Consider the following 23,165-nt stretch of genomic DNA (forward strand, 5'->3'; position numbering starts at 1 on the left):
AAAGGAAAAAAACTTGTCTCCGCTGTGTGGTACCATGAAGTACTACATTGGAAACAGAGATGCCGTGGAAAAGCTATTTGAGGAGCTGAAGGCTTCTGTTATGGTTGTTTATGGACCAAAAGTGAAAAATGGAAGTATTGTTTATGGAGAGCTGAATTCAATTAACGAACTCCCATTGGGAGTTGGTGGCATCAGCTCTCTGACGCACCACTCAGTCAAGGAAGTAGCTCATCCACCTGTTCAGGACTACATAGTCACAGAGGGAAATTATACTTCATATTTAGCTTCTGTGGGGGTAAGCAGTTGGGCACTCTTTGGTGTTAGACCATGCGATGTTAGTTCGATCAAGATTCTCGATGCCCTTCTCTCGGATGATCCCATCTACAGGCAGAGAAGAGAGAGGTTGCTCTGGATAGTTGCTGAAGAGTGCTTGGAGGTTGGCCCCTATTGCTTCTGTGGATCCCTGGAAACAGGTCCCTCTGCTACAGAGGGATTCGACATATCCTATGCTTTCATAGGGAGAGACTGCGTCCTTTTCAGGAGCGGGACTGAGAGGGGGGACGAGCTTCTATCGAGAATTCCTGTTAGGGAAATTGATGGAGAAAGCAGTGAGCTTCGGTTTTATGAGAAGAAGGTGGAGGAGGGAAGGAAAAAGGCTGTGAGTGAAACTCTGGCTGTGAGGAATGGATTTGGGGATGCCCTGGATAGATCAATGCATGATGCTCAGCTCTGGAGGAAGTTGAGTGAGAGCTGTCTTGGATGCTCAAACTGTAACATGGTTTGCCCTACATGCTCCTGCACTGAGTTCATCGATGATCTGAAAATGGATGGAAGTGCCAAGAGAAGCAGGCTCTGGGTTGGATGTCTTTCTCCAGTATATGGGCAAATTGCGGGGATGCATTTCAGAAAGGAGCAATACATGAGGTACAGACACTTTGTCCTGCATAAGTTCCTATTCTCCTCATGGAGAATTAAGAGGAATGCATGTGTAGGCTGCGGAAGATGCATCGCCTTTTGTCCCATGGGAATCGATCTCAGAAAATCGCTTGAGGAGGTGCTTAGCTCCTATGGCCGCAAGTAGCATTGCTGTTCCGAAGGTTGCTGAGGTAGTTGAAGTGAAAAATGAGACCAGGGACACAAAGACATTCAGAATACTTGTTCCTGATAGGAGGAGCGATGAGTTCAGGCCAGGGCAATTCATAATGGTCTACTTGAAGGGCTTCGGTGAGATACCTATCTCCCTCTCCGACCTGGCTGAGGACACAGATGAAGGGACCATGGTAACAATTACCGTGAGAGGGGTTGGAGTTGTATCTAGATACATGCTGTCGAGCATCAAGGAAGGGGATAAGATTGGGATTAGAGGCCCCTATGGCAGGGGATGGCCTGTTGAGGAGGCAAAGGGGAAGAACGTTATAATTGCTGGGGGCGGAATAGGCTTTGCTCCCCTAAGGCCGGTGCTGAAATTTATTCAGAGAAAAAGGGAGGAATATGGGAGGCTAATAGTAATCTACGGTTCCAGAGGACCTGCCGAGTTTCTATATAAATACGAGCTCGATTCCTACAGGGCATTTCCTGGAACGGAGTTTGTGTTAACTGTAGATAGACCTGCTGAAGGATGGGAAGGTGAGGTTGGCTTGGTGCCGGACATTCTGAAGAAGATTAGGTTGGAAGGAAACGAGATGAGCTTCATATGTGGACCGGAGATCATGATGAAGATTGCCTCAAAGAGGCTCGTTGAAATGGGAGCTGAACCAAGAAGGATTTTCGTTTCGCTGGAGAGGAGGATGAGGTGCGGGTTTGGTGTTTGTGGAACATGCCAGCTCGGACATTACTATGTGTGCAAGGATGGGCCAGTTTTTTCCTATGAGGAGGTCTCCCGCTATATGGAGGTTGAGGGGATATGAGCAGGCTGAGGTTGGGGGTTGATAAGCTCTCATCGTGCTCTGGATGCATTAACGAGATCATATACGCCCTGCTCAGCGATCCTTTGCTTTCCGAGTTGATAGAAATATCATATTTTCCAGAGCTTCAGGACACAAATGTATCAGAGGGGGGCTTCGATATATTCTTGATAGAGGGCTCAGTTGTGAATAGAGAGCAGATGGATAGGGTCAAGGAGATTAGAGAGAAAAGCAAGATTGTGATCGCAGTGGGAACCTGTTCTACATATGGTGGAGTGCAATCTCTGAGAGACAGGATAGATATCAACGATGTTAAGAGAAATGTGTACCTGAGGCCGGAGCTTATAGAAGTGGAGGAGGAAGTCTATTCAATACCTGAGATAATAAAGACTGATTTAGCAGTGCCAGGATGCCCGATAAATGGAGATAGTTTCCTCAGGCTCATGAGAAAGCTCGTCCTTGGAGGCGGGGAAGTTCTCATTCTCGAGTCTCTCTGCGCCGAGTGCAAGAGAAGAGGAAATGAGTGTGTCCTCACTAAAGGGAAGATGCTGTGCCTGGGTCCTGTGGTCCCGGCAGGCTGCGGGGCAATATGCCCAAGCTTTGGAAGGGGGTGCATAGGCTGCTTTGGAATAAGGGGGGACTTGGCTGCCAAGGATGCTGAAAAGCTGGCTGCAAGGATGGAAAAACTAGGGCTGGGGAAAAGGGAGGACATTATTTCCTTCCTTATGAGATTCAGCTATGCGAAGGATAAGGAATATTTCAGCAGAATAGTTGGAGGTGGAGGAAAATGAGTGCGGAAGAAGCCTTGCTGACAAGGGTTGAGGGGGAGGGGAAGGCAAGGCTAGTATTTGTGAACGGGAGAGTTGAGAAAGTTGAAATCCATATTTTTGAAGCACCCAGGTTCATCGAGTACATAATGAGAGGCAGGAGACCTGCTGAAGTTCCCGAGATTGCAAGCAGAATATGTGGTATATGCAGCGTCTCATATCAGATGGCCGCTGCTACGGCCTTCGAGAGGGGAATGGGGATTGAGGTTCCTGCAGAGCAGGATAGGCTGAGGGAAGCGATTTTCTATGCAGAGCACGTGAAGAGCAATGTCCTTCATATACTCTATCTTCAGCTTCCCGACCTGCTAGGAGCTCCTTCCTCTCTGGAGGTCTTCAAGAAGGATCCCTCGCTCCACAAAATGGCAGTTGACCTGTTCATGTGGTCCAGAAAGGTAATGAAGGTTCTCGGCGGAAGGTATCACAACGTTGTAAACATAAGGATAGGTGGGGTCTACAGGATGCCTGAGATAGGTGAGGTTGCCTCCCTATCCATAGATGCTGAAAGAGCTATAACTAATGCGAGGAAGCTATCCGAATTTGTTCTGGAAAGCGTCGAGAGGCTTCCGAATTATCAGCAGCAGATTAGAATGATGTCTCTGTGCAGCTCCATCGATTATCCAGTGATATCGAGAGAAATTTGCTTCGAGGAAAGGAGATTCGATGTGAGCAAATTTGAGGACTTTGTAAGGCCCGAGCAGGTTCCATACTCGAACTCTCTCAGGTACAGAACTAGAGAGGGAGTAGTGTATGTTGTTGGTCCAATTTCAAGATTCAACAATTCTTTCTATTCGTTGAGGTCTGAGGTCAGGAGAATGCTGAAATCCTTCGGCTTTGCTCCTCCTCTTAGGAACATTCATCATAGTATAATAGCGAGAGCTGCAGAGCTCTATGAGTTCATCCTGAGACTCGCAGAGTTCATAGATTCCTATAGACCTGAGCAGATAGAGCTCAGAGAGCCGCGCATAGATCCGGGGACATATTGGGGTGCAGTTGAGGCTCCAAGAGGCATATTGTATCATAGGTACAGAGTAGGTAGTAGAGGGGTCGTTGAGGAAGCCAACATAATCCCTCCAACATCTCAGAACTTACTGGCGATGGAGAATTTCTCTATGGAGCATCTATACAGAATGGAGCTCGTAGAAAAAAGGGAAAGTAGGGAAAAGTTGATCCAGGAAGTTCAGAAAGTCATAAGGCAGTTCGATCCATGCATATCGTGCTCTGTTCATTGATTTTGTAGGCTCATTCATAGCGGAGGGCTTTTACGGGATCCATGCTGGCAGCCTTTCTCGCTGGATATATGCTAGATACTAGGCTGACTCCTATTCCTAGGGCTACTGATATAGCTACTATTGTTGGATTTATGTAAGGTTGATAGCTGAGTGCTATTGTAGCACTCGCTCCTCTCATTCCTATTCTCGAGGTAGATGTTGGAAATGGAGAAAAACTGCCTGTGAGAATTCCTGGAATCATATATGATAGAAGTGTGCCGACTATTATTCCTATGAAAGAACCAAGAGCTCCTATAAGAATGCCTTCAACGAGAATTTGGGCCATAACCTGTCTGCTCTTGAAGCCGATGGCCTTCATTGTTCCTATCTCTCTCGTTCTCTCAGTCACTGTTACAAGCATCATGTTTATTATGCCCAGAGCTGCTGCTAGCAGCGATATTGCTGCTATTCCTCCTAGCAGTATTGACATTTGCCCTATCACGCTCTGCATGGTCTGGGCTATCTGTGTTGGTGAAAGAGCATTTACAGAGCTTCCATATATGTTCCTGAGATCCTGCTCTACTGTGTCTATGTAGCTGACGCTGCTCACCTTTATTAGAAGCATGTCATATCCTCCAGCTCCGCTTAGCTGCATTGCTGCCTGGATTGGGATGAATATGCTAGTATCTGGGGATATGAAGCTCATTGCTCCATAGCTATTGAGAACGCCTGATACAATCAATATGGCTTGAGAAGCAGACTGTGAGAAGCCACCTCTGTTTAGAGTGACTGTGATCACCTGCCCGGGGGATATAAGAAGCTGGTTGGTTGTATTGGAGAAAGCCAGATCGTGGCCTATAACAGCCATGGGAACGGCTGAATCCTGATAGAGCGCTCCTGCTGCCAAATTCACCTCTCCCAGGATTGATGTAATATATTGAGAGGAGATGCCGTATATGGTTGCTGATGACGTTGAGTCTCCTATGGTAACCGTGCCTGTGAGTCTAACTATTGGAATCACCTGGTTGACTCCATCAAGGGTACTTATTACATATACGTCGGGATCCGTCAGTCTCCTTCCCATGACGTTCACCAAGATGGTGTCTGGTCCAAGCTTCTGGAGCTGTGAGGATATGCTTCTTCCTATTCCTTCCGTCTGGGAAGTAAGAGCTATTATAGCAGCTATGCCGATTGTCACGCTGAGTATCAGCAGTATAGTTCTGACTTTGTGCCTAGAGAGAGCCCTGAATGCTAGAAAAAATATATCGTTTATTCTCATTCACTTCTTACCTCTCATGACTGCTCTCAGTGATATGTATATTGTGAGAATTGCTACAACAGCTATAGCTGTGGGAAGCACGTAGGAGTGGAGAGATGTGCTCGATGTATTTATTGCTGTTGTGGATGTGTTGTTGCTGCTAGGGGATATTGTGAGTGGGATTGAGAGCTCCGTGCTGTACTGCTTTCCAACGTTGTCTGAATATGTTATGACGAAGTTTACGCTTTCGATTGGCTGCCTTGATTCACCGATGGGATAGGTTCTGGTTATGTTGCCCACTGGCTGTGTTTGGGTAAATGTTCTCGTGAAAGTTCTTGTTATTGTTTCATTTCCAGGGAATGTTGTTGCATTTACATTGCTCGAGAGCCTGAAGCTGAATGTCACCGTTGTTGAGGACCCGCTGTTGAGCTGGTTAATGAAGCTCTGCGAGCCAAGGAGTGTGGAGTACAGAGGGCTCGGGAGGACAGCTATAGTTACATTGTAGGCGGGACCTATGCCAGTGTTAGCTATTGTCAGGGATGCTGAGAAGGTCTGCCCTGGAGATATTGTTTGGGGGAGAACAGCGTAGTTTGTGATCTTCAGAGATGGGGGCAGTGCCAAGAGGAAGGTTAAGGTCTTTGATGTGCTTGTTATTGTGGAACCATCGAAGTAGCTTATTGAGGCTGTGAGAGCCACTGTTGATGAGCTCATTGTGGATGGTATATATAGGGGTATGGAGATCTGTGTTGTTTCTCCCGGACCCAGTGAATCTATGTAGTAATTCCCCGTTCCAGGCAGTATAGTTCCGCTTGGTGGTGTTAAAGTTATGCTGATCTGCCCTAATGCAAAGCTGTTTGGGTTGATGAGGGAGAGGTTCAGATAGTTTGTCTGTCCTGCAGTCACTATCCAGGTTTCAGTGCTTATCTGGAGAGGTAGCTTCGAGGTTGCTGGAACTATCATCAGAGTAAAGGGATCGTTTTCAGAGATGATGCTTCCAGTTGTGGGATCTGTATAGGTGATTGCAGCAGCAAGGGTCGCGTACTGTATGGACTGAACAGCGTTGGCATAGACGCTGAAGCTCACGCTCCTGCTCTCTCCAGGATTTATGCTTCCCAAGTAGAATCTTCCGCTGGATCCCACAATGATGAGGTTCCCAGGAGATATGGTGAGCGAAACATTATCAAGCCTCTTTGCTGCTGTGCTTGTTATGGTCAAATTGATCTGAGAGCAGCAGAGACCTCCAACAACGCTTTGGGGCGAGGGAGTCACCAGGAAGTTCGAAACTGTGGGGGAGCCCATTATGAGTATGCTTTCGGTTCTGCTCTCCGTTCTAGCAGTGAATGTTGAATCCGTGTATGACATGCTGAGGGTCAAAGTAGCCATACCGCTGGCTGTAGGTTGAACAATTACCTGGATTGCTATGCTTCTGCTCTCTCCTGGAAGCAGGTCTCCTACATACCATCTACCATCGAAACCAAGGAAGCTCATTGATTGTGATGGAGATATTGTTACATCTAGGCCGCTTATCGAGGTATTTCCACTGTTGGTTATTGTCACTGTTATGTTGCCTTTTCCTCCTGCCATCAAGCTATGAGGCTCCAAATCAATGGATAGCACGCTCTTTGGCTGCACGATTGTTAGGAGAAATGGGATCCTCTGCATTCTGGAAATTCCGTAGCTGTCAGTATAGCTGAGATCGACGTAGAGCTGGAGCACTGTCTTGCTTCCTGAAATTCCAAGAGGCAGAACGCTGAAGTTAGCCGTAGCTGATTGGTTCGATTGAAGATCACCGAGATAGAGGCTGGAGCTTCCTCCTGAAGAGAGGAGCTGCTGCGGAAGCTCGAGAGATACTGTCAGGCTTTTTGCTGTCTGGTTCCCGGAATTGATCACAAGAACGCTCAGTGTGCTGTTTGTGCCTGCAGTGAGAACCGTGGGTGCGAGCTGAACGGATAGCTGAGGAGATGATGGCTGTTGAATGCTCAGATATATGCTTGTGCTATAGCTCTCAGCAATTCCACAGCTGTCCAAGAAAGAGAGCTTAAAGGAAATTGGTATTAGAGAGCCAGCAGCTGAGGGTGAAATATAAAGAGGTACCTCAGCCTGATATGTTTCCATGGGACCTATTGTTCCAATTTTTATACTTTGGTTAAGAACCAGAACTTGCTGCTGTGAAGATGATGCTGTGAGAAGTGCTCCATATGCATATCCGCTACCACCATTCTGAATTGGTATGCTGAGATTCACATATCCGGGAGGTGTGGAAATTATAGTTGGAACTGCTAGGGCAATGGAAGGGGTGCTGCTTAGAGTTATAGTAAATGGATCTATTTCAACGTTCTTCCATGCCCCGCTGTCGTAGACGTACATGGATATAAATGCCTGGTAGTACCCAGCAGGGGCGCCATTGCTTACATCTATCCAATAGGAGAGCGTTAGTGTTTGCCCAGGAACCAGAGGGGACATGCTCGTGGCAGTAGCTATGGAACCTCCGCTCAGTGAATCGCTCAGATAGCTTGGCAGGTAGAGGAGACCCTTCACTCCACCATATGTTGAGTTTCCGTTGTATTTGAGAACGACATTGAGTTGCTGCATCTGCATTCCTGCTCCAACGCATGCTGGAGACTGCTGCGAGCCCCAGTAAGCGCTCAATACGGTGAATAATCCCCCTTCTTGCTGTGCCTGAGAAGGGGAGGTTATATAGAGAAACGAGAAAAGTATCAACAATGATAGGAAGATGGCTTTGTTCTTCATGATGAGATCCCCCTGCTCTCCTTTATTTCTACAATTTTACCATCTCTTATCCTGACTATCCTGTCTGCAAAGCTTGTGAGCTCCAAGTTGTGGGTTGCCATGACTATTGTCTTTCCCTGATCCCTCAGCTCTCTGAATATCCTGGCTATGTTTGTAGAGTTTACCGAGTCCAGATTCCCTGTCGGCTCATCCGCTATTATTATCTCAGGATTATTCACTAGAGCCCTCGCTATAGCAACCCTCTGCTGCTCCCCCCCGCTTAGCTCAAGAGGCTTCTTATTGAAGGCAGATTCTGGGAGAAAGTTGCTAAGAATCTCCAGGGCCCTCCTCCTTCTCTCTCTAGGGGGTATCCCCAGAGCGATCATGGGAAGCTCCACGTTTTCAATGGCTGTGAGGTGAGGTATCAAATTGAAAGATTGGAAGACGAAGCCCATCTTTTTGTTCCTGAGCTCAGCGAGCTGATTGTCTGTGAGTGAATTAAGATCTGTGTTGTCAAGAATGACCTTTCCTTTTGTAGGCCTGTCGATGGTGCCACATATGTTGAGCAGAGTTGTCTTTCCGTGCCCTGATGGTCCAACAATGCTTATGAATTCCCCTCTGTTTATCTCGAGAGAGACCCCCCTGAGGGCAGGGTATTCCACTTTGCCAATTCTGTAGATCTTCCAAACATCATTAAGAGTCATGAGAGCCCTATTGCTCAATTATCTCGCCTAGTTTTGAGCTTCACTCAAGTCCTTATATATACTTCTGCGGGAAATGTGCGGGACTAGCAAACAGGGGAATAATCTGCTCTGTTGTTAATATGAATCCCGAATGTTTCAAATGCAAAAAATTGCGAAAAGAATCATGGACTTTAGCTTTTGCGCGAACTTTTGTCGTTATTGTAAAAATTTGTTTTCTATTTAAGAGAAAATAGATGTTAAATTTATTTCTCAGTTACAATCCTAATAGTTCCTTAACTAGGTGATTCTTATTAGGATATGGGATTCGATAAATAGGGTACCCGGAGGACTCATGATAATTCCTCTTATTCTTGGAAGTCTCGTAAAGACCTTTTTCCCTTCTTTTCTGGATATGGGGAGTTTTGTTACGGCTCTCTTTAAGCAGTCTGCCTTACCTCTAATAGCGCTGTTAATCTTTGCAACAGGAGCACAAACTACTGTTAGAGTTGCGCCAAAGGTATTAGCAAAAGCGGGTGCTTTACTCCTTGCTAAGACTCTGGTTCCAGGAGCAATAATAGCAGCTCTAGGAATATATTTACTTGGGAGAGGAGAAGTATTACCAGGAATCAGTGTTCTATCTCTTCTTGCTGCTTTATCAAATTCAAATGGCGGACTGTGGATTGCTCTTGCTTCCCAGTATGGCGATGCTACTGATGTGGGAGCATATATCGCAAGCGCACTCAACGATGGTCCTTTTTTCACAATGCTTTTTCTTGGGGTTGCTGGGCTTGCTCAAATACCAGGGCTTGCTCTTCTAGCCGCAGTTCTTCCTTACATTCTGGGATTTATCTTGGGGAATTTAGATCAAAAAATTGGGGAAATTTATAAGCCAACTGCATCGATAGTTATTCCATTTTTTGCGTTTGCCCTTGGAGCAGGAATTGATATAAGATCTCTGGGCATGGGTGCTATTGGTGGTACAATAATAGGACTTCTTTCGACTTTTTTAACAGGAGCGTTTGGCTTTTTATCGTATAAAGCATTTTTCAAGGACGCTAATCCCGGTGTAGGATTTGCTATAGGAACAACGGCTGGAAATTCCGTTGTTGTTCCATCCATAGTTGCACAGGTTGATCCTAGATATGCTTCACTTGTTGCTTCAGCCAGTGCTGCATGTGCTACAGCTGTACTAATAACTGCTATCTTAACTCCAGTAGTCACACATATAGTCGCTACTAGATATAGAATGCAGAGGAATGCTTGATGTTTGGAATATTTAAAAAAGCTTTAATACTTGCTGATGATTACACGGGAGGAAGCGATACTGCTGTTCAATTTTCTAAGGCTGGATATAAAGTATCGCTTACTTCAGATTTGAAGGATCTGGGAATCCTCTTGAGAGAAAGTGACGTTGTCGCATATAGTACTGAAAGTAGGAACATACCCCCTCGGGACGCTAAGAAAAAAATTGAAGAAGCTATAGAGATAATTCGCGAAGAGTTAAAGAGTATTGGAATCCGATTCAATGAAGTTTTATTCTACAAAAAAATTGACTCCACGTTAAGAGGGAATATACTAGAAGAAGTAGCCGAAGCTACAGAGAAACTAGGAGCTGACATTGTTGTTTTTTCTCCTGCCTTACCTAAACAGGGAAGAACTACAATTAATGGAGTTCATTTAGTTAGTGGTTTACCAGTTTCAGAAACATATTTTGGAAAAGATCCTAGATCTCCAACTAAGAGCTCAAGGATTAGTTGGTATTTAAGTTGGGTAAAAGAAGAAGAAAGAATACATTTTACTCTTGAAGATCTAAGAATAGGAGGGGAAAAGGATCTTTGCTCTTACAAGGCAATCTCTTCAGATATAGAAACAGATGAAGATCTTGATATATTTGTAAAAACTGTAGGAAAATGCGCCAGAAATAAGATAATTCTCTGGGTAGGGTCTGCTGGGATGGCTGAAGCACTACTTCGAAATACACTCATTTATACTGGATCCCCTAAACTCCTTTTCTGTATTGGCTCTATTAATGAAGTGACAAGAAAGCAAATGCGTATTTTAATAGAAACGGAAGATGTTGATGCGATTAAAATAGATCTAGAAAAAGCTATCAAGAATGCTACAGAAGAAGAACAAAGAGTAATAGATACGGTCAGAAAAAGTAAAAAAAGATGTGTGCTGATAACCTCAAGTTTAACAGAGGATCAAATAGATACAGGTAGAGCTCTTGCGGGTGAACTCAAGCTAAACATGTCCGATTTAGGTTATTTGATAGCGAAGTTTCTTGGCAAAGTATGTTCAGATATAATAAAAAAAGAGGTTTTTGGAGGGGTATTTATGAGTGGTGGAGATATCTCTGCTTCTGTTATGAAGCAACTAGGAAGCACAACTACTTTCGTTATTGGTGAGATAGAGCCTGGAATTCCTCTAATGCAACATATTGCTGCTCGAGTCAGATTTGCTACTAAAGCAGGTGGATTTGGAGATGATTTTACTTTGATAAGAGTTCTTTACAGGTTATAAACGGAGGAATTACCTATGGGTATTATACTTATAACTATTGGAGACCCTGCTGGTTCTGGTCCAGAAATTGTGCTAAAAGCTCTCTCACATAAAAAAATATATGAAAGAAGTAAAATTGCTGTAATAGGAAGCTTAAAGGTTTTAGAAAAAGCAAGAGAGATAGTCAAAGCAAATAGCTTGAAACTAACCAAAATAGAAGACCCAGGTGAAGTAGAACAGTTCGAACCAATGAATATTGGAGTAGTTGATTTGGACAACGTAGATCCTAGAAAAATTGTGTATGGATCTCCTTCAGAATTGGGAGGAAGAGCATCTTTCGAATACATTTCTAAGGCTGTTGAATTGATATTGAAGAGAAAAGGAACTGCCCTTGTTACTGCACCAATAAGCAAGGAAAGTCTGCATATGGCTGGAATTAATTACCCTGGGCATACCGAACTCTTGGCAGATCTTGCTGGAGTGAAGGAAGTTAGAATGATGTTAGTAGCTGGGAATTTCAGGGTATCCCATGTAACTACACATGTATCATTGAGAAAGGCCATTGAAGAATTAATAAAAAAGGAGAGAATCTTAAAAACTATTGAAATGACTTATGAAGCTCTTGTTAAGTTTTTCTGCATATCAGAACCAAAAATTGCTGTATCCGGATTGAATCCACATGCCAGTGAGAATGGGCTTTTTGGTGATGAAGAACTAAGAGAAATAAGTCCCGCAATTGAAGCTGCTAGAGAGCGGAGAATTAATGCTCTTGGTCCTTTTCCTCCAGATACTATATTTTATAGGGCTTATAGAGAAAAAGAGTTCGATGCTGTTATAGCTATGTACCATGATCAAGGACATATACCTGTAAAAATGGTAGGTTTCCTTGAGGGGGTAAACCTAACGCTTGGTTTACCTTTTGTTAGAACTTCCCCAGATCAAGGAACTGCTTTGGGGAAGGCTGGAACTGGGCTAGCGGATGAAAAAGCTACATTGGAAGCTATAAAGTTAGCTATCCAAATCTCTGAGAACCTTGAGAATAATTGTTGAAGTTATGATGGATTTACAATTCTGCATCATGAAGAAGTGATGAAATTGGGGAAAAATCCCTGGCTTTTGCTTCTCTCCACCACCTTAGCTAGCTCCCTCGTCCCATTCCTGACAAGCAGCACAAGCATAGCGCTTCCATTCATTGCTAGAGAGTTGAACATCTCATATTCAACAGCAAATTGGATCAATAACTTCTTCCTTATTCCTCTTTCCGCATTGGTGCTCATTGCAGGAAGAATAGGAGATTGGGTGGGAAGGGGAAAAATTTATCTTCTTGGACTCGCTTTGTTTGCAGCATCATCAGCTCTTGCCATGGTACCCATAAATAGCATATATTGGCTATTCCCTGATAGAGCTGTGCAGGGGATAAGTGGAGCGCTTGTGACTTCCGTTGCTGTGGCCCTAATATCGGAGGCCTTTCCTCCTTCGATGAGGGGCAGGGTAATTGGGATAAATACCATGGCTGTCTATGTTGGCCTGAGTCTAGGACCTCTACTAGGAGGAGCTTTAACTTCTTCTCTTGGTTGGAGATCGATATTTCTCTTCTCTCTGGCTATTTCAGCTATTAGCTTTTTATTTGGCCTAAAAGCTCTGAGCTTGGAGAGAGGGGTGCTTGAGCGTCCTCCTTTTCTGAAGGGGTTTCTGTTTGCTTGCTCAACAGCCCTCATAGCTACTGGAGCTTCTGTCATGCAGAGAGCTGCTATTGGAGGGGGAATCGCCCTGCTTGGGGCACTTGCCTTTATATCAATTATGCTTGCAGAGAGGGGGAGAGGAGAGCTGTTGCATAGAAAGCTCTTTACTTCCAGGCTCATGATGTCATACTCTGCTGCTATGCTGAACTATAGTGCAACTTTTGCTTTGACTGTTCTGCTGAGTCTATATCTGGAGGAGATTAGGGGGATGAGCCCGATGGAGGCTGGAGCAATTCTGACAGTTCAGCCAGTGATCCAGGCTATTCTGTCTCCAGTTGCTGGTTTGCTGGCAGAAAAGGTGGATCCATCTCTAATTGCAACATTTGGAATGGGGATCATCGCAATAGCTATTGCATCGCTTCTTCCAATCATATCAACGAGCGGAATCTCTGTGCTGTACCTGTCACTAATTCTTCTCGGCATAGGGTTTGCTCTCTTTGCCTCTCCCAACACAACTGCTATTGTTTACCTCACCCCAAGAGAGGCTTATGCCTCTTCTCTAGCTTTTCTGGCCACAATGAGATATTTTGGACAGTCGATAAGCACATCGATAATTACGTCAGTTGAGGCAATAGTCCCTTATCTGAAGTCGAGCCTGTACATTAGCTTGGAGATCTACATTGCACTGAGCGTTCTTGGAACTCTCCTTTCTTTTCTGGCAAGGAGGCGCTAGAGGACCTCGTGATGTCTGCGGCATCTGGGCTCATAGCTCTCCCTCCCTCCTATTAATATTCGAGGAGCATCCCTTGGTGCCGCTTTTCCATCTATTAACCTTTGAGTTCTCGTTGCTGGAGAACCGCAGCGTTTCCCTGTTCTTGGATCAATGTAAGTGCAAACAGCCTGAAGGGAGATTATTTCGTCTGCCCTTGGCAGCAGCTCCTTCACTATCTCCCAGGGCTCTCCTCTGAAGTCTAAATTTAGGGCGGCAGCAAAGATCCTTTTCTCTAGGCTAATCCTCAGAAGAAAATCAACGATTTTGCTGTTGTACTCGAAAAATTGGAGCTCGTCTATTCCAATAACATCTGCACTCTTCAGCTCTTCTGCTACTGAAAGCAAGCCATTGAAGTTTGGCTCTATTACAAGCGCCTCCATCTTGAGTCCATCATGGCTGACTACCTCTCTGTCTGAATATCTCCTGTCTATGGAAGGCTTAACCAGAATGGTGCTGTATCCGGCCATTCTGTATCTGGTTAGCATTCTGAGCAGCTCCGTTGTCTTCCCAGAGAACATGGGTCCAACTATTATCGTCAGTCCGAATTCGGCTGAATCTCTGCTCATTTCTCATGCGCCACTGAAAGTTATTGCGAAAAGTGTAATATTTAGTCTTCCTCATAAAACCCTGGTGGTGCTCCCTGGTCGTTGATGAGGATCTGTTGCTTGGTCTAATAGATGAGGGGAGTAGAAGAGGGGCAGCCTATGTTGAAGTGAGATATCAGGCAGACAGTGGAAAAGCTATAATGATGAGGAATGGGAGGGTTCTCAGCCTATCCTCATTTGGAGGAGAGGGTGTTGGAATAAGGATCCTCCTTGATGGAGGAATTGGGTTTTCCTCCACCAACAGCCTGAACAAATCATCCTTGCGTGAAGCATTAGAAAGGGCCCTTTCTGCTGCCAGGGTAGCAGGAAGGCTAAAGAGAAGAAAGACTGGGATGAGCGATGAGAGAGTAGGAAAAGCATCATATGAAGCTCTTCAGAAGAGGAGGATCGATGATTTGAGCGTAGATCTCCTGGTTGAGAGAGCCAGAGATGCTGAAAAAAATGCGAGAGATGCTTTGAAAGAGGCGAGACTGTCTGTTTTTGCCTTCTCCCTATCTTCCCACGTGCAGGAAAAGCTCCTGCTAACAAGCGACGGAGCAAAGATACAATCCAGAATTCCGAGGCTCTACGCGTCGATTAATTTTGTTCTGGAAGATTCCGGAAGGACCCTTCAGAGATGGAGGGAGTTCGGCGGAAGTGGAGGTGCTGAGCTGCTTGATGAGTGGAAGATTGAAGAGGAGATGCGGGAAGAAGCTTCAAACCTTGAAGTGGTTATGTTGAGGGGGATCTCCCCTCCAAACGAAAAGCTGGATTTAGTATTGGGACAGGAGATTGTTGGGCTGGCAATGCATGAGTCCTCGGGTCATCCTATGGAAGCCGATAGAATTCTGGGAAGAGAGGCAGCACAGGCCGGAGAGTCCTTTGTAAAGCCAGAGAGAATTGGAGAAAAAATTGGAAGCGCTTTAGCAACTGTGATAGATGATCCTACAATTCCTGGAAGCATGGGGTTCTATCTCTATGATGATGAAGGCATTCCTGCAAGGGCAAAACACCTCTATAGGGAGGGGGTCATTTGGGAGCCTCTTATGAACAGGGAAATGGCCTTCATGGTTGGTAGAAAGAGCAACGGGTCGGCAAGGGCAATGAACTATGCATCTGAGCCTCTCGTGAGAATGAGTAATACGTATTTGGAGCCTGGCACCATGAGCTTTGAGGAGCTGATTGAGGACATATACTTTGGCCTGTATGTGAAGAGCTACATGGAGTGGAACATCGATGATATAAGATGGAATCAGAGATATGTAGGACTCGAGTCGTACATTATTAGAAATGGGGAGATAAACGAGCCTGTGAGGAACCCAGTTATAGAGATAACAACTGGGGACTTCTATGGAAAGCTTGTTGGAAAGGACAAAAACCTGAAGTTTTTCCCTGGAACGTGTGGAAAGGGTGAACCTCATCAGGGGATCCCTGTTTGGTTTGGTGGACCTAACGTGAGGCTAAGAAACGTGAGCGTAAGAGCCCTGGGTGATTGAGATGAGTGCGCTTGAAATAGCGTCAAAATTGCTTGAGGCAGTTAGAACGAGCTGGCAGGATGCTGCTTCCATGGTCATTGAAAGAGAAAGAACGCTTGTGAAGATATGGAATGGGGAGGCTGCTGTAGTGCAGAAATGGAAAACTGTTGACTCGTATCTGAGGTTGGGATTGGATGGAAGATTGGTTGTGCTGGAGCTCTCAACCTCAGATCCGGGAAAGATAGCTGATGAGGCTGGAAGCATATGGAGAATAGCTAGGAGGCTGGAGCCATCAGAGATATACTCTCCCCTTCCTCAGCCCACAGTCCAGAGGATGGTGGGGAAGGCTGGGGATCAGGGTGTGAAGGAGTTCATGGAAGATCCCTCACCCCTCGTTGAAGAGGCTCTGGATGAAGTGGCTAGGGAAGGAGGGGAGAGAGCCTCTGGAACACTTAGCTTGGAGCTCTACAGGAGAGGGCTTGCTACCACTGCTGGCTTCGAGGGAGAAGAGGAGAGAACGCTTCTTGCCTTTCATCTGAGAGCGTTTGCTGGGGAGGGGAGCGGGCACTGGAGCCTTGGATCAACGAGATTGGATAGAGATGGAATTAGGGAGGTTGGAAGGAGGGCTGGTGAGATTGCTATTATGTCTCGGAAGCCGGCTGATTTCTCTCCCGGAAAGTTCGATGTTGTTCTCTCTCCCATGGTGATGGGGAACTTGATGAACATTCTGGCACTAATGTCCTCTGCGCTCGCAACAATGATGGGATACTCCTTCCTTTCAAAGTACAAGGTAGGAGATGCTGTGGGATCTCAGAGCTTCTCTCTGTACGATAGGCCAAGAGACCAGGAGCTTCCAGGCGGAGCTCTGTTCGATGATGAGGGGGTTGAAACAGTAGATAAGGCTATATTTGAGGGAGGGAAGCTCCTGACGCTGCTTCACAACACTGCTACTGCATCAAGGAACGGTGGAAAGAGCACAGGAAATGCAGGATGGGTCATGCCAAGGGCCTGGAACTTAGATGTGCTGCCCGGAGATGTGAAGGAGGAAGAAATGGCAGAGATCCTCAGAAATGGTATAATTATAATGAATAACTGGTACACGAGGCTGCAGAACTATGTTGAAGGTCAATTCTCAACGGTATCGAGAGATGGAGCGCTTCTCGTGAAAGACGGCGAGATTGTTGGAAACCTCGGAAGAGTTAGGCTCTCAACTTCTTTACCTAGGATGCTTTCAAGCATAGAGCAACTTAGCAGGGAGAGAAGCAACATTTTATGGTGGGAAGTTGAGATTCCGACGAGATCTCCATTTGCTTTAATAAGAGGTGTGAACTTAACTAGACCGGAGGTGTAGTGCAGTGAGAATAGCAGCACCAGTGGCAAGATCGGGCAATGCTCTTCTACTTCATCCTCATTTTGGAAGAGCTCCATACTTTGCATTTGTTGAAGTTGTGAACGATAAGATCTCCTCAGTAGAAGTTGTGGAGAATATGTATAGAAGCCATGAAAGAGGAAAGGCCAGAGGATTACTCAATGTAATAATGGAGAGGCACCCTGACTGCGTATTGGCTCTTGGAATGGGGGAAGGGGCGTTCGAAATGCTGAGGAGTTCCGGCATCAAGATATATTTCTATCCTAGCAGCTCCGGAGCGATGCCTCCTCTGGAAAAGGCCGTTGATTCCCTGATAAGGGGGGAGCTGAAGGAGGCTGAGGAGCCGAGAGAGCTCGATGAGGAGCACTAGCTGAGGAATTGATAGTAATATAGAATTGATGCTATGGTCTTTGCATCTTTTATCTTGTTTTTTTCTATGAGGGAGAGAGCCTCATTCATTGTTGCCCAGAAGTTCTCTATTATCTCCCCTTTTTCCCTTCTTGGTGAATCCTCCTCCAGATCTTCAGCCAGAAACACGTGAAGTATCTCATTCGATATACCAGGGGAAGAATAGAAGCTTATGAGCCTTCTGAGCTTCTTTGCTCTGTATCCCGTTTCCTCCAGCAGCTCTCTCTCAGCAGCCTCTTCTGGTGTTTCTCCTTCCTCAAGCGTTCCTGCTGGGAGCTCAATTATCCATTCTTTCACTGCATGTCTATACTGCTTTATTAGCAGTATCTTCTCTCCCGAAATTGGAAGAAGGACTACAGCTCCGGGATGAATCACTATTTCTCTATATGAGGTGGAGCCGTCGGGGGATTCTGCATCACCAGCCAGCACCTTTATTCTCCTTCCAGAAAATTTAAGCTCCAATTATTTCACCAATATTGCGTTCCTAAATCACAAATTAAAAATTAGCTCCCTGGAGAACAGCTCCTTTATTGGTTTTTGCCCTTTCAAAATGATTTAGTTTCTAATAATAATCGATCTTCTTTATGCGAAGCTGTTTTTGGAAACGAAGCGAAATTTCTATTTTATTTTAACAAGATGATTGTTCGGAGAGCTCTGCTGTAAATGCTTCTGCAATCCTTTTTGGAGGAGCTTGATAGTTTCCGAAATAAGGCCAGCTCATGGAAGGAACAGCACCGTAAAGGGCTACCTATTTGTTGGAAGAGGTATGTAGAGCTCGGAGACTGCTTGTGCTTGTCTTACTTCTTCCTTCAAGATTTATGAATCCATTTTCAAATTTGATCAAAAAAATTTTAATATATATAAATAATTTATTTAATTTTTAAAGAAAATAAAAAAGAAAAGTTTATCGCTTTAAAGTTTCTATAATTAGAATGTGGTGGGAAATTGTCAAGAGAGGAGATCCCGAGAGAGAAACTTCTGTGGATGTATGAGACGATGGTGAGGATAAGGAAGAGCGAGGAAGAGGCTTCCAGGCATTTCGCCCAGGGAAAGATCCCAGGATTCGTGCATCTCTATGCGGGCGAAGAGGCCGTGGCTGTAGGTGCCATGGCCAATTTGAGGGATGATGATGTCATAACGAGCACGCACAGAGGCCACGGACACTTCATTGCAAAGGGAGGGTCCCTGAAGGAAATGTGGGCAGAGCTCTACGGAAAGAGAACAGGCGTATGCAAGGGGAAAGGAGGATCAATGCATATAGCAGATCTGAGGAAAGGAGAGCTGGGGGCAAATGGAATAGTGGGAGGGGGAATTCCCCATGCTGTTGGAGCAGGTCTGGCCTTCAAGCTATCTAAGTCGGATAGAGTAGCAGTTGCATTCTTTGGGGACGGTGCTTCCAATCAGCAGAACTTCCACGAAGGGCTCAATCTGGCATCGATATGGAAGCTCCCCGTTATATTCATTTGTGAAAATAATCAATATCAGATTTCTCTTCACTATTCAAAGCAGCAAGCAATAAGGAGTGTTGCTGAGAGGGGGAGTGCCTACGGCGTTCCAGGAGTGGAAGTGGATGGGCAGGATGTCCTTGCTGTATACGAAGTAGTAAGAGAGGCTGTAGATAGAGCAAGAAGGGGAGAGGGGCCTACCCTGATTGAGGCAAAAACATATAGGTACTTGGGTCACTTTGAGGGAGATCCTCAGGTCTACAGGAAGAGGGAAGAGGTTGAATGGTGGAAAAAGAACAAGGACCCAATAGAGCTATTTAAGAGAAGGCTTCTGGACATGGGCATAGCTAAGGAGGAGGAGCTGAGAGATATAGATAGCAGAGTTGAAAGAGAAGTACAGGATGCTGTTAGGTTCGCTGAGGAGAGCCCGTATCCGAATCCTGAGGAGCTTTATGAGGATGTCTTCTCCACTCCAACGAGAGGGGTTCTTGTTTGGAAGTGGGGGTCTGAGGTGAGGTCGCATGGGTGAAAGAATCATAACGTTTGCTGAAGCGCTTAATGAAGCTCTGGACATAATGATGGCGAAGGATGAAAAGGTCATTGTGATGGGAGAGGATGTTGGAGTATATGGAGGGGTTTTTGGGGTAACTAAGGGACTCATAGAGAAGTACGGACCAGAAAGAGTTAGAGACACACCAATAGCAGAGAGCGGGTTCATAGGCGCTGGCGTTGGAGCTGCTGCTATGGGCTACAGGCCGGTGGTTGAACTCATGTTCATAGATTTCCTTGGAGTTGCCTTCGATCAGATTTACAACCAGGCAGCGAAGATTAGATACATGTTTGGAGGAAGGGCCAAGATACCGATGGTCCTCAGAACCGTGGCAGGAGCGGGGTTCAGCGCTGCTGCACAGCACAGTCAGTCGCTGCATTCTATTTTCATCCACGTCCCAGGACTGAAGGTGGTCATGCCGTCCACTCCCTATGATGCAAAGGGACTCCTAATTGCGAGTATAAAGGACGACGATCCAGTCATCTTCATTGAGCACAAGGGTCTCTATGGAACTAAGGGGCCTGTACCAAAGGATGAGTATGAGGTCCCCCTGGGAGTGGCAGATGTTAAGAGAAGGGGGAAGGATGTAACAGTTGTTGCCACAGCAGCTATGGTCCACAAGTCCCTTGCAGTGGCTGAAAGGCTCTCGAGAGAGGGGATAGATGTTGAAGTCATAGATCCGAGGACATTGAAGCCTATCGATGCTGATATGATACTCAGCTCAATTAGAAAGACTGGAAGGCTTGTTGTGGTTGATGAGGGCTATCCAAGGTGCAGCTTCGCTACAGATATAGCTGCTATGGCTGCCAGCATGGCCTTCAAGAGCCTCAGGGCTCCTGTAAAGCTGGTAACGCCCCCTGACACGCCTGTTCCCTTTAGCCCAGCCCTCGAGGAAAAGTGGATACCAAGCGAAGCGGATATAGAGAAGGCTATTAGGAGTACCATGGAGGATAAATGAGATGGGAGAAAGAATAAAGGCTGCTTTCATTTTCATTGCCCCAGGCGCCAAGAGCGATAGGGATAGCGCCTTTGTGAGGACCCCCGCTGTTGATCTTGAGGTCCACGGAGTTAGCAGCTACGAGGAGGCTGCAGCTCTGGCTAAAAAGCTAGTTGAAGATGGAGTTTCTGTAATCGAGCTTTGTGGCGGGTTTGGAAACAGAGGAGTAGCTATTGTATCAGAGGCTGTGGCAGGGAAGGCTAAGGTTGGAGCAGTCAGATTCGATGTTCATCCAGCTCTGGGTGGACGCAGTGGGGATGAACTGTTCAAATAATTTTTTTCAATAAATATTCTGAGTGGGGAGTGAGATTTAATGGTTGAAATTAATGTGGTCATGCCCAAGCTTGGTTTAACCATGAGGAGCGGAACAATAGTGGAGTGGCTGAAGAAGGAGGGGGATATGGTCAGGAAGGATGAGGCGCTGGCAACAATTGAGACTGGAAAGATTAGTGGAGAGATAAGATCCCCAGATGATGGAGTGCTGAAGAAGATCTTGAGGAAGAGCGGGGAGGAAGTTCCTGTGGGAGAGATAGTAGCAGTAATTGAGAAGGAGTGAAGAGCAATGAATCAAGACGAGGAAGCTCTGAAATTTATGATGGAGCAGTATGATATTAAGGAGGAAGATGTTAGGAAAAGATTTGGAAAGTTTGATAGAGAAAGTGTAGAGAGATACATTGAAGAAGTGTTCCTACCAAAGATCAGGGAGAAAAGGAAGATAATAGGAATTAGGAAGACAATTGCTGATAATCTCTACAGAAGCTACAGCCAGGCTGTTCATGTGACGCTGAACATGGAAGTTAGCATGGAGAGGCTTCTGGCAAGGAGGGAGGAGCTGGCAAGGAGCCTGGAGAAACCTCCCTCGCTTACAGTTATGATAGGAAAGGCTGCTTCAGCTGCACTAAAGGAATTTCCAACCTTCAATGCCACATTTGATGGAAAGGAGATTGCCATATATGATGATGTGAACATTGCCTTTGCAGTTGATTCTCCCTTTGGTCTGTTCACTCCAGTCATTAGAGGAGTTGAGAGAAGGAGCATTGATGAGTTGAGCAGGGAGTTCGAGGACGCAGCAGAGAGGGCCAGAAGGGGGATGCTGAAGGAGAAGGATTTCGTGGGTGGGACGTTTACAATAACCAATCTGGGAATGTTTGGTGTGTTCACATTCAATCCAATAATAAATCCTCCACAGGTGGCAATACTTGGAGTGAACACTGTATTCGAGAAGCCTGTGAGGGGAGAGAAGAATGAGATTGAGTGGAGGAAGAGCAGCTTCCTATCCCTCACATTCGATCACAGGATAAATGATGGGGCTCCTGCTGCGAGGTTTCTTGATAGGATAAAGCACTATATTGAAAATCCCGATGAGGTGAGGTGGAGCGGAGAGTAGAGGGTATAGGAGGCTCTTGGTAGAGGTAGGGATGGGTGTAGATCAGCACGGTCAGGATCCTACCAAAGCTGCAGTTAAGGCAATAAAGGATGCAATGTCCAGGGTATGCATACCATATCTGGTGAGCGAGGGAAAGCTTAGGGATTTTGCTGTAGAAGTTGAAGTGGGGGTTCCCCGAAGCAAGGAAGTGAGATTGAAGGATCTGGAGGATGCCATACAAATAGGAAAGTTAAGATCACTGAAGGTTGTTGAAGGTGGGCTGAGCACAGCATGTGTTGAAATGAAAGAGCTTGGAGATAGGAGCAGTGAGATGATAATCGCTGTTGCCTCAATCACAGTGCTGGTGAGGGAATGAGCTTGGCAAAGCCTGTGGGCCTGATCGCGAATCCAGCTTCTGGTAGAGATATAAGGAGATTGGTTGCGCATGCCAGCGTGATAGATAACGTTGAGAAGGCAAACATTGTTCGGAGAATAATTGCTGTGCTTGATTTTTTAGGTGTGGAGGAAATGGTAGTTATGCCTGAAACATTTGGAATTACTGAGAGAGCTCTGAGCCTCCTTCCACAGAAGCCCAAAATGAAGGTGAATTTTCTTGATATGAGGGTCAATGGGGATTGGACAGATACGTTTAGAGCATCGGAAATGATGAGGGGGAATGTGGGAGCAGTCATAAGCATAGGTGGTGATGGAACCAATAGGATCATTGCAAAAGCTGGACTGGATGCTCCACTAATGCCAATATCCACGGGAACAAACAACGTCTTTCCGTATATGATTGAAGCAACTATAGCTGCTCTAGCAGTGGGCTCTGTTGCACTTGGAGCTGCTGATCCTGCCAGGGTAACTTTCAGATCAAAGAGAGTTGAGCTGCTGATCGATGGAGAGCTTCGGGATATTGCTCTAGTAGAGATCAGTGCAACAACACATCAGTTCATAGGATCCAAGGCTATCTGGAGGCCGGACTTCGTAAGAGAGATCGTTGCCTCTGTTTGTGCTCCTTACAACATAGGGCTTAGCTCAATACCTGGAGCTTTCTATGAGATAGGCCAGATGGATGAGGGGGGAGCATATGTGCTCATTGGAGATGAGGGGGATAGAGCTGTCTCTCCAATTGCTCCAGGCGTTCTCAGAGAGATCAAAGTGAAGGAGAGGAAAAGGCTGAGCAATGAGGAGCTCGTTGAAATTAGAACTTCCCCCAGCGTCATAGCGCTGGATGGAGAGAGGGAGATCATTGTTAGAGGAGAGGAAAGGGTCAGGGCTAAGATTACAAGAAATGGAGCAAGAGTCATAGATTACAGGAAGGCGATAATGGAGGGCTTTGCTGGAGGGCTTCTCTCTTCCTCCTTTCATTCTTCTCTCCAGGACAAGTAGTTTTTTTCTGCCG

23 protein-coding genes are annotated in these 23,165 nt (G+C 45.8%); 18 read left to right on the plus strand and 5 right to left on the minus strand.

The window, feature by feature from the left end:
* Positions 1–34: 34 nt before the first annotated feature.
* The 4 genes from QXR92_00565 to QXR92_00580 are packed head-to-tail and all read left to right on the plus strand — an operon-like array spanning position 35 to position 3,960.
* Entirely contained in the window at positions 35–1,081 is a 1,047-nt protein-coding gene (locus QXR92_00565) for a 4Fe-4S dicluster domain-containing protein (protein MEM0318504.1), read from the plus strand.
* Positions 1,068–1,907, plus strand: a complete 840-nt coding sequence (locus tag QXR92_00570; protein ID MEM0318505.1) for an FAD/NAD(P)-binding protein — start codon at positions 1,068–1,070, stop codon at positions 1,905–1,907. The genes QXR92_00565 and QXR92_00570 overlap by 14 nt, the downstream gene beginning before the upstream one ends.
* A complete protein-coding gene (locus QXR92_00575; GenBank protein MEM0318506.1) occupies positions 1,904–2,695 on the plus strand; it encodes a hypothetical protein in 792 nt (263 codons plus the stop codon). Before QXR92_00570 ends, QXR92_00575 begins: the two co-directional genes overlap by 4 nt.
* A complete protein-coding gene (locus tag QXR92_00580; GenBank protein ID MEM0318507.1) occupies positions 2,692–3,960 on the plus strand; it encodes a nickel-dependent hydrogenase large subunit in 1,269 nt (422 codons plus the stop codon). The genes QXR92_00575 and QXR92_00580 overlap by 4 nt, the downstream gene beginning before the upstream one ends.
* Positions 3,961–3,970: 10 nt before the next feature.
* Here the strand turns inward: QXR92_00580 and QXR92_00585 are convergent, their stop codons facing one another.
* The 3 genes from QXR92_00585 to QXR92_00595 are packed head-to-tail and all read right to left on the minus strand — an operon-like array spanning position 3,971 to position 8,649.
* The gene (locus QXR92_00585) at positions 3,971–5,218 is read right to left on the minus strand and encodes an FtsX-like permease family protein (protein ID MEM0318508.1); all 1,248 of its coding nucleotides are present in this window, start codon (positions 5,216–5,218) and stop codon (positions 3,971–3,973) included.
* Entirely contained in the window at positions 5,219–7,948 is a 2,730-nt protein-coding gene (locus tag QXR92_00590; protein ID MEM0318509.1) for a CARDB domain-containing protein, read from the minus strand. It abuts the gene before it with no gap.
* Positions 7,945–8,649, minus strand: a complete 705-nt coding sequence (locus tag QXR92_00595) for an ABC transporter ATP-binding protein (protein ID MEM0318510.1) — start codon at positions 8,647–8,649, stop codon at positions 7,945–7,947. The genes QXR92_00590 and QXR92_00595 overlap by 4 nt, the downstream gene beginning before the upstream one ends.
* Positions 8,650–8,911: 262 nt before the next feature.
* Between QXR92_00595 and QXR92_00600 the strand changes: the two genes are divergently transcribed.
* From QXR92_00600 to QXR92_00615, 4 genes are read left to right on the plus strand one after another with little or no spacing between them, the layout of a single operon-like run.
* Positions 8,912–9,874, plus strand: a complete 963-nt coding sequence (locus QXR92_00600) for a 2-keto-3-deoxygluconate permease (GenBank protein MEM0318511.1) — start codon at positions 8,912–8,914, stop codon at positions 9,872–9,874.
* Positions 9,874–11,133 (plus strand): four-carbon acid sugar kinase family protein, encoded by a 1,260-nt coding sequence (locus QXR92_00605; protein MEM0318512.1) that lies wholly within the window; start codon positions 9,874–9,876, stop codon positions 11,131–11,133. Before QXR92_00600 ends, QXR92_00605 begins: the two co-directional genes overlap by 1 nt.
* A 15-nt stretch (positions 11,134–11,148) precedes the next feature.
* Positions 11,149–12,162: a 4-hydroxythreonine-4-phosphate dehydrogenase PdxA gene (gene pdxA, locus QXR92_00610; protein MEM0318513.1), complete on the plus strand. Its 1,014-nt coding sequence runs from the start codon at positions 11,149–11,151 to the stop codon at positions 12,160–12,162.
* Positions 12,163–12,207: 45 nt separating this feature from the next.
* Positions 12,208–13,527 (plus strand): MFS transporter, encoded by a 1,320-nt coding sequence (locus QXR92_00615; GenBank protein MEM0318514.1) that lies wholly within the window; start codon positions 12,208–12,210, stop codon positions 13,525–13,527.
* Here the strand turns inward: QXR92_00615 and QXR92_00620 are convergent.
* The gene (locus QXR92_00620) at positions 13,524–14,132 is read right to left on the minus strand and encodes a thymidine kinase (GenBank protein MEM0318515.1); all 609 of its coding nucleotides are present in this window, start codon (positions 14,130–14,132) and stop codon (positions 13,524–13,526) included. The genes QXR92_00615 and QXR92_00620 overlap by 4 nt on opposite strands.
* A gap of 95 nt (positions 14,133–14,227) precedes the next feature.
* Here QXR92_00620 and QXR92_00625 point away from each other — a divergent pair, with 95 nt between their 5' ends.
* Genes QXR92_00625 through QXR92_00635 form a run of 3 tightly spaced genes read left to right on the plus strand, consistent with a single transcriptional unit; the run spans position 14,228 to position 17,364 of the window.
* Positions 14,228–15,646 (plus strand): TldD/PmbA family protein, encoded by a 1,419-nt coding sequence (locus QXR92_00625; GenBank protein MEM0318516.1) that lies wholly within the window; start codon positions 14,228–14,230, stop codon positions 15,644–15,646.
* 1 nt (position 15,647) lies between these two features.
* Entirely contained in the window at positions 15,648–16,976 is a 1,329-nt protein-coding gene (locus tag QXR92_00630; protein MEM0318517.1) for a TldD/PmbA family protein, read from the plus strand.
* 4 nt (positions 16,977–16,980) lie between these two features.
* The gene (locus QXR92_00635; GenBank protein ID MEM0318518.1) at positions 16,981–17,364 is read left to right on the plus strand and encodes a NifB/NifX family molybdenum-iron cluster-binding protein; all 384 of its coding nucleotides are present in this window, start codon (positions 16,981–16,983) and stop codon (positions 17,362–17,364) included.
* On the opposite strand, the gene QXR92_00640 is transcribed toward QXR92_00635, so the two are convergent.
* Positions 17,361–17,864, minus strand: coding sequence for an NUDIX hydrolase (locus QXR92_00640; GenBank protein MEM0318519.1), 504 nt, complete (start codon positions 17,862–17,864; stop codon positions 17,361–17,363). The genes QXR92_00635 and QXR92_00640 overlap by 4 nt on opposite strands.
* A 483-nt stretch (positions 17,865–18,347) precedes the next feature.
* Here QXR92_00640 and QXR92_00645 point away from each other — a divergent pair, with 483 nt between their 5' ends.
* Genes QXR92_00645 through QXR92_00675 form a run of 7 tightly spaced genes read left to right on the plus strand, consistent with a single transcriptional unit; the run spans position 18,348 to position 23,152 of the window.
* Positions 18,348–19,376 carry a thiamine pyrophosphate-dependent dehydrogenase E1 component subunit alpha gene (locus QXR92_00645; protein ID MEM0318520.1) on the plus strand — a complete coding sequence of 343 codons (1,029 nt, stop codon included), beginning with the start codon at positions 18,348–18,350 and terminating at the stop codon, positions 19,374–19,376.
* Complete coding sequence (locus QXR92_00650) at positions 19,369–20,355, plus strand: alpha-ketoacid dehydrogenase subunit beta (protein MEM0318521.1); 987 nt, start codon at positions 19,369–19,371, stop codon at positions 20,353–20,355. The genes QXR92_00645 and QXR92_00650 overlap by 8 nt, the downstream gene beginning before the upstream one ends.
* Before the next feature lies 1 nt (position 20,356).
* Positions 20,357–20,668, plus strand: a complete 312-nt coding sequence (locus tag QXR92_00655) for a DUF6506 family protein (GenBank protein ID MEM0318522.1) — start codon at positions 20,357–20,359, stop codon at positions 20,666–20,668.
* 39 nt (positions 20,669–20,707) lie between these two features.
* Positions 20,708–20,950 (plus strand): biotin/lipoyl-containing protein, encoded by a 243-nt coding sequence (locus QXR92_00660; protein MEM0318523.1) that lies wholly within the window; start codon positions 20,708–20,710, stop codon positions 20,948–20,950.
* 6 nt (positions 20,951–20,956) lie between these two features.
* Positions 20,957–21,781 (plus strand): dihydrolipoamide acetyltransferase family protein, encoded by an 825-nt coding sequence (locus tag QXR92_00665; protein MEM0318524.1) that lies wholly within the window; start codon positions 20,957–20,959, stop codon positions 21,779–21,781.
* A gap of 16 nt (positions 21,782–21,797) precedes the next feature.
* Positions 21,798–22,136 carry a Lin0512 family protein gene (locus QXR92_00670; GenBank protein MEM0318525.1) on the plus strand — a complete coding sequence of 113 codons (339 nt, stop codon included), beginning with the start codon at positions 21,798–21,800 and terminating at the stop codon, positions 22,134–22,136.
* The gene (locus QXR92_00675; GenBank protein MEM0318526.1) at positions 22,133–23,152 is read left to right on the plus strand and encodes an NAD(+)/NADH kinase; all 1,020 of its coding nucleotides are present in this window, start codon (positions 22,133–22,135) and stop codon (positions 23,150–23,152) included. Before QXR92_00670 ends, QXR92_00675 begins: the two co-directional genes overlap by 4 nt.
* The last annotated feature ends 13 nt before the right edge of the window (positions 23,153–23,165 follow it).

It is taken from the genome of Fervidicoccaceae archaeon, assembly GCA_038734945.1.
GTDB lineage: Archaea > Thermoproteota > Thermoprotei_A > Sulfolobales > Fervidicoccaceae > ARK-14.

Bases quoted from the DNA above. Each gene is read 5' to 3' on its own strand.
- QXR92_00650 (MEM0318521.1), top strand. From the start codon at position 19,369: ATGGGTGAAAGAATCATAACGTTTGCTGAAGCGCTTAATGAAGCTCTG.
- QXR92_00655 (MEM0318522.1), top strand. From the start codon at position 20,357: ATGGGAGAAAGAATAAAGGCTGCTTTCATTTTCATTGCCCCAGGCGCC.
- QXR92_00590 (MEM0318509.1), bottom strand. From the start codon at position 7,948: ATGAAGAACAAAGCCATCTTCCTATCATTGTTGATACTTTTCTCGTTT.
- QXR92_00565 (MEM0318504.1), top strand. From the start codon at position 35: ATGAAGTACTACATTGGAAACAGAGATGCCGTGGAAAAGCTATTTGAG.
- QXR92_00580 (MEM0318507.1), top strand. From the start codon at position 2,692: ATGAGTGCGGAAGAAGCCTTGCTGACAAGGGTTGAGGGGGAGGGGAAG.
- QXR92_00605 (MEM0318512.1), top strand. From the start codon at position 9,874: ATGTTTGGAATATTTAAAAAAGCTTTAATACTTGCTGATGATTACACG.
- QXR92_00675 (MEM0318526.1), top strand. From the start codon at position 22,133: ATGAGCTTGGCAAAGCCTGTGGGCCTGATCGCGAATCCAGCTTCTGGT.
- QXR92_00660 (MEM0318523.1), top strand. From the start codon at position 20,708: ATGGTTGAAATTAATGTGGTCATGCCCAAGCTTGGTTTAACCATGAGG.
- QXR92_00620 (MEM0318515.1), bottom strand. From the start codon at position 14,132: ATGAGCAGAGATTCAGCCGAATTCGGACTGACGATAATAGTTGGACCC.
- QXR92_00585 (MEM0318508.1), bottom strand. From the start codon at position 5,218: ATGAGAATAAACGATATATTTTTTCTAGCATTCAGGGCTCTCTCTAGG.
- QXR92_00570 (MEM0318505.1), top strand. From the start codon at position 1,068: ATGGCCGCAAGTAGCATTGCTGTTCCGAAGGTTGCTGAGGTAGTTGAA.
- pdxA (MEM0318513.1), top strand. From the start codon at position 11,149: ATGGGTATTATACTTATAACTATTGGAGACCCTGCTGGTTCTGGTCCA.
- QXR92_00575 (MEM0318506.1), top strand. From the start codon at position 1,904: ATGAGCAGGCTGAGGTTGGGGGTTGATAAGCTCTCATCGTGCTCTGGA.
- QXR92_00665 (MEM0318524.1), top strand. From the start codon at position 20,957: ATGAATCAAGACGAGGAAGCTCTGAAATTTATGATGGAGCAGTATGAT.
- QXR92_00630 (MEM0318517.1), top strand. From the start codon at position 15,648: ATGAGTGCGCTTGAAATAGCGTCAAAATTGCTTGAGGCAGTTAGAACG.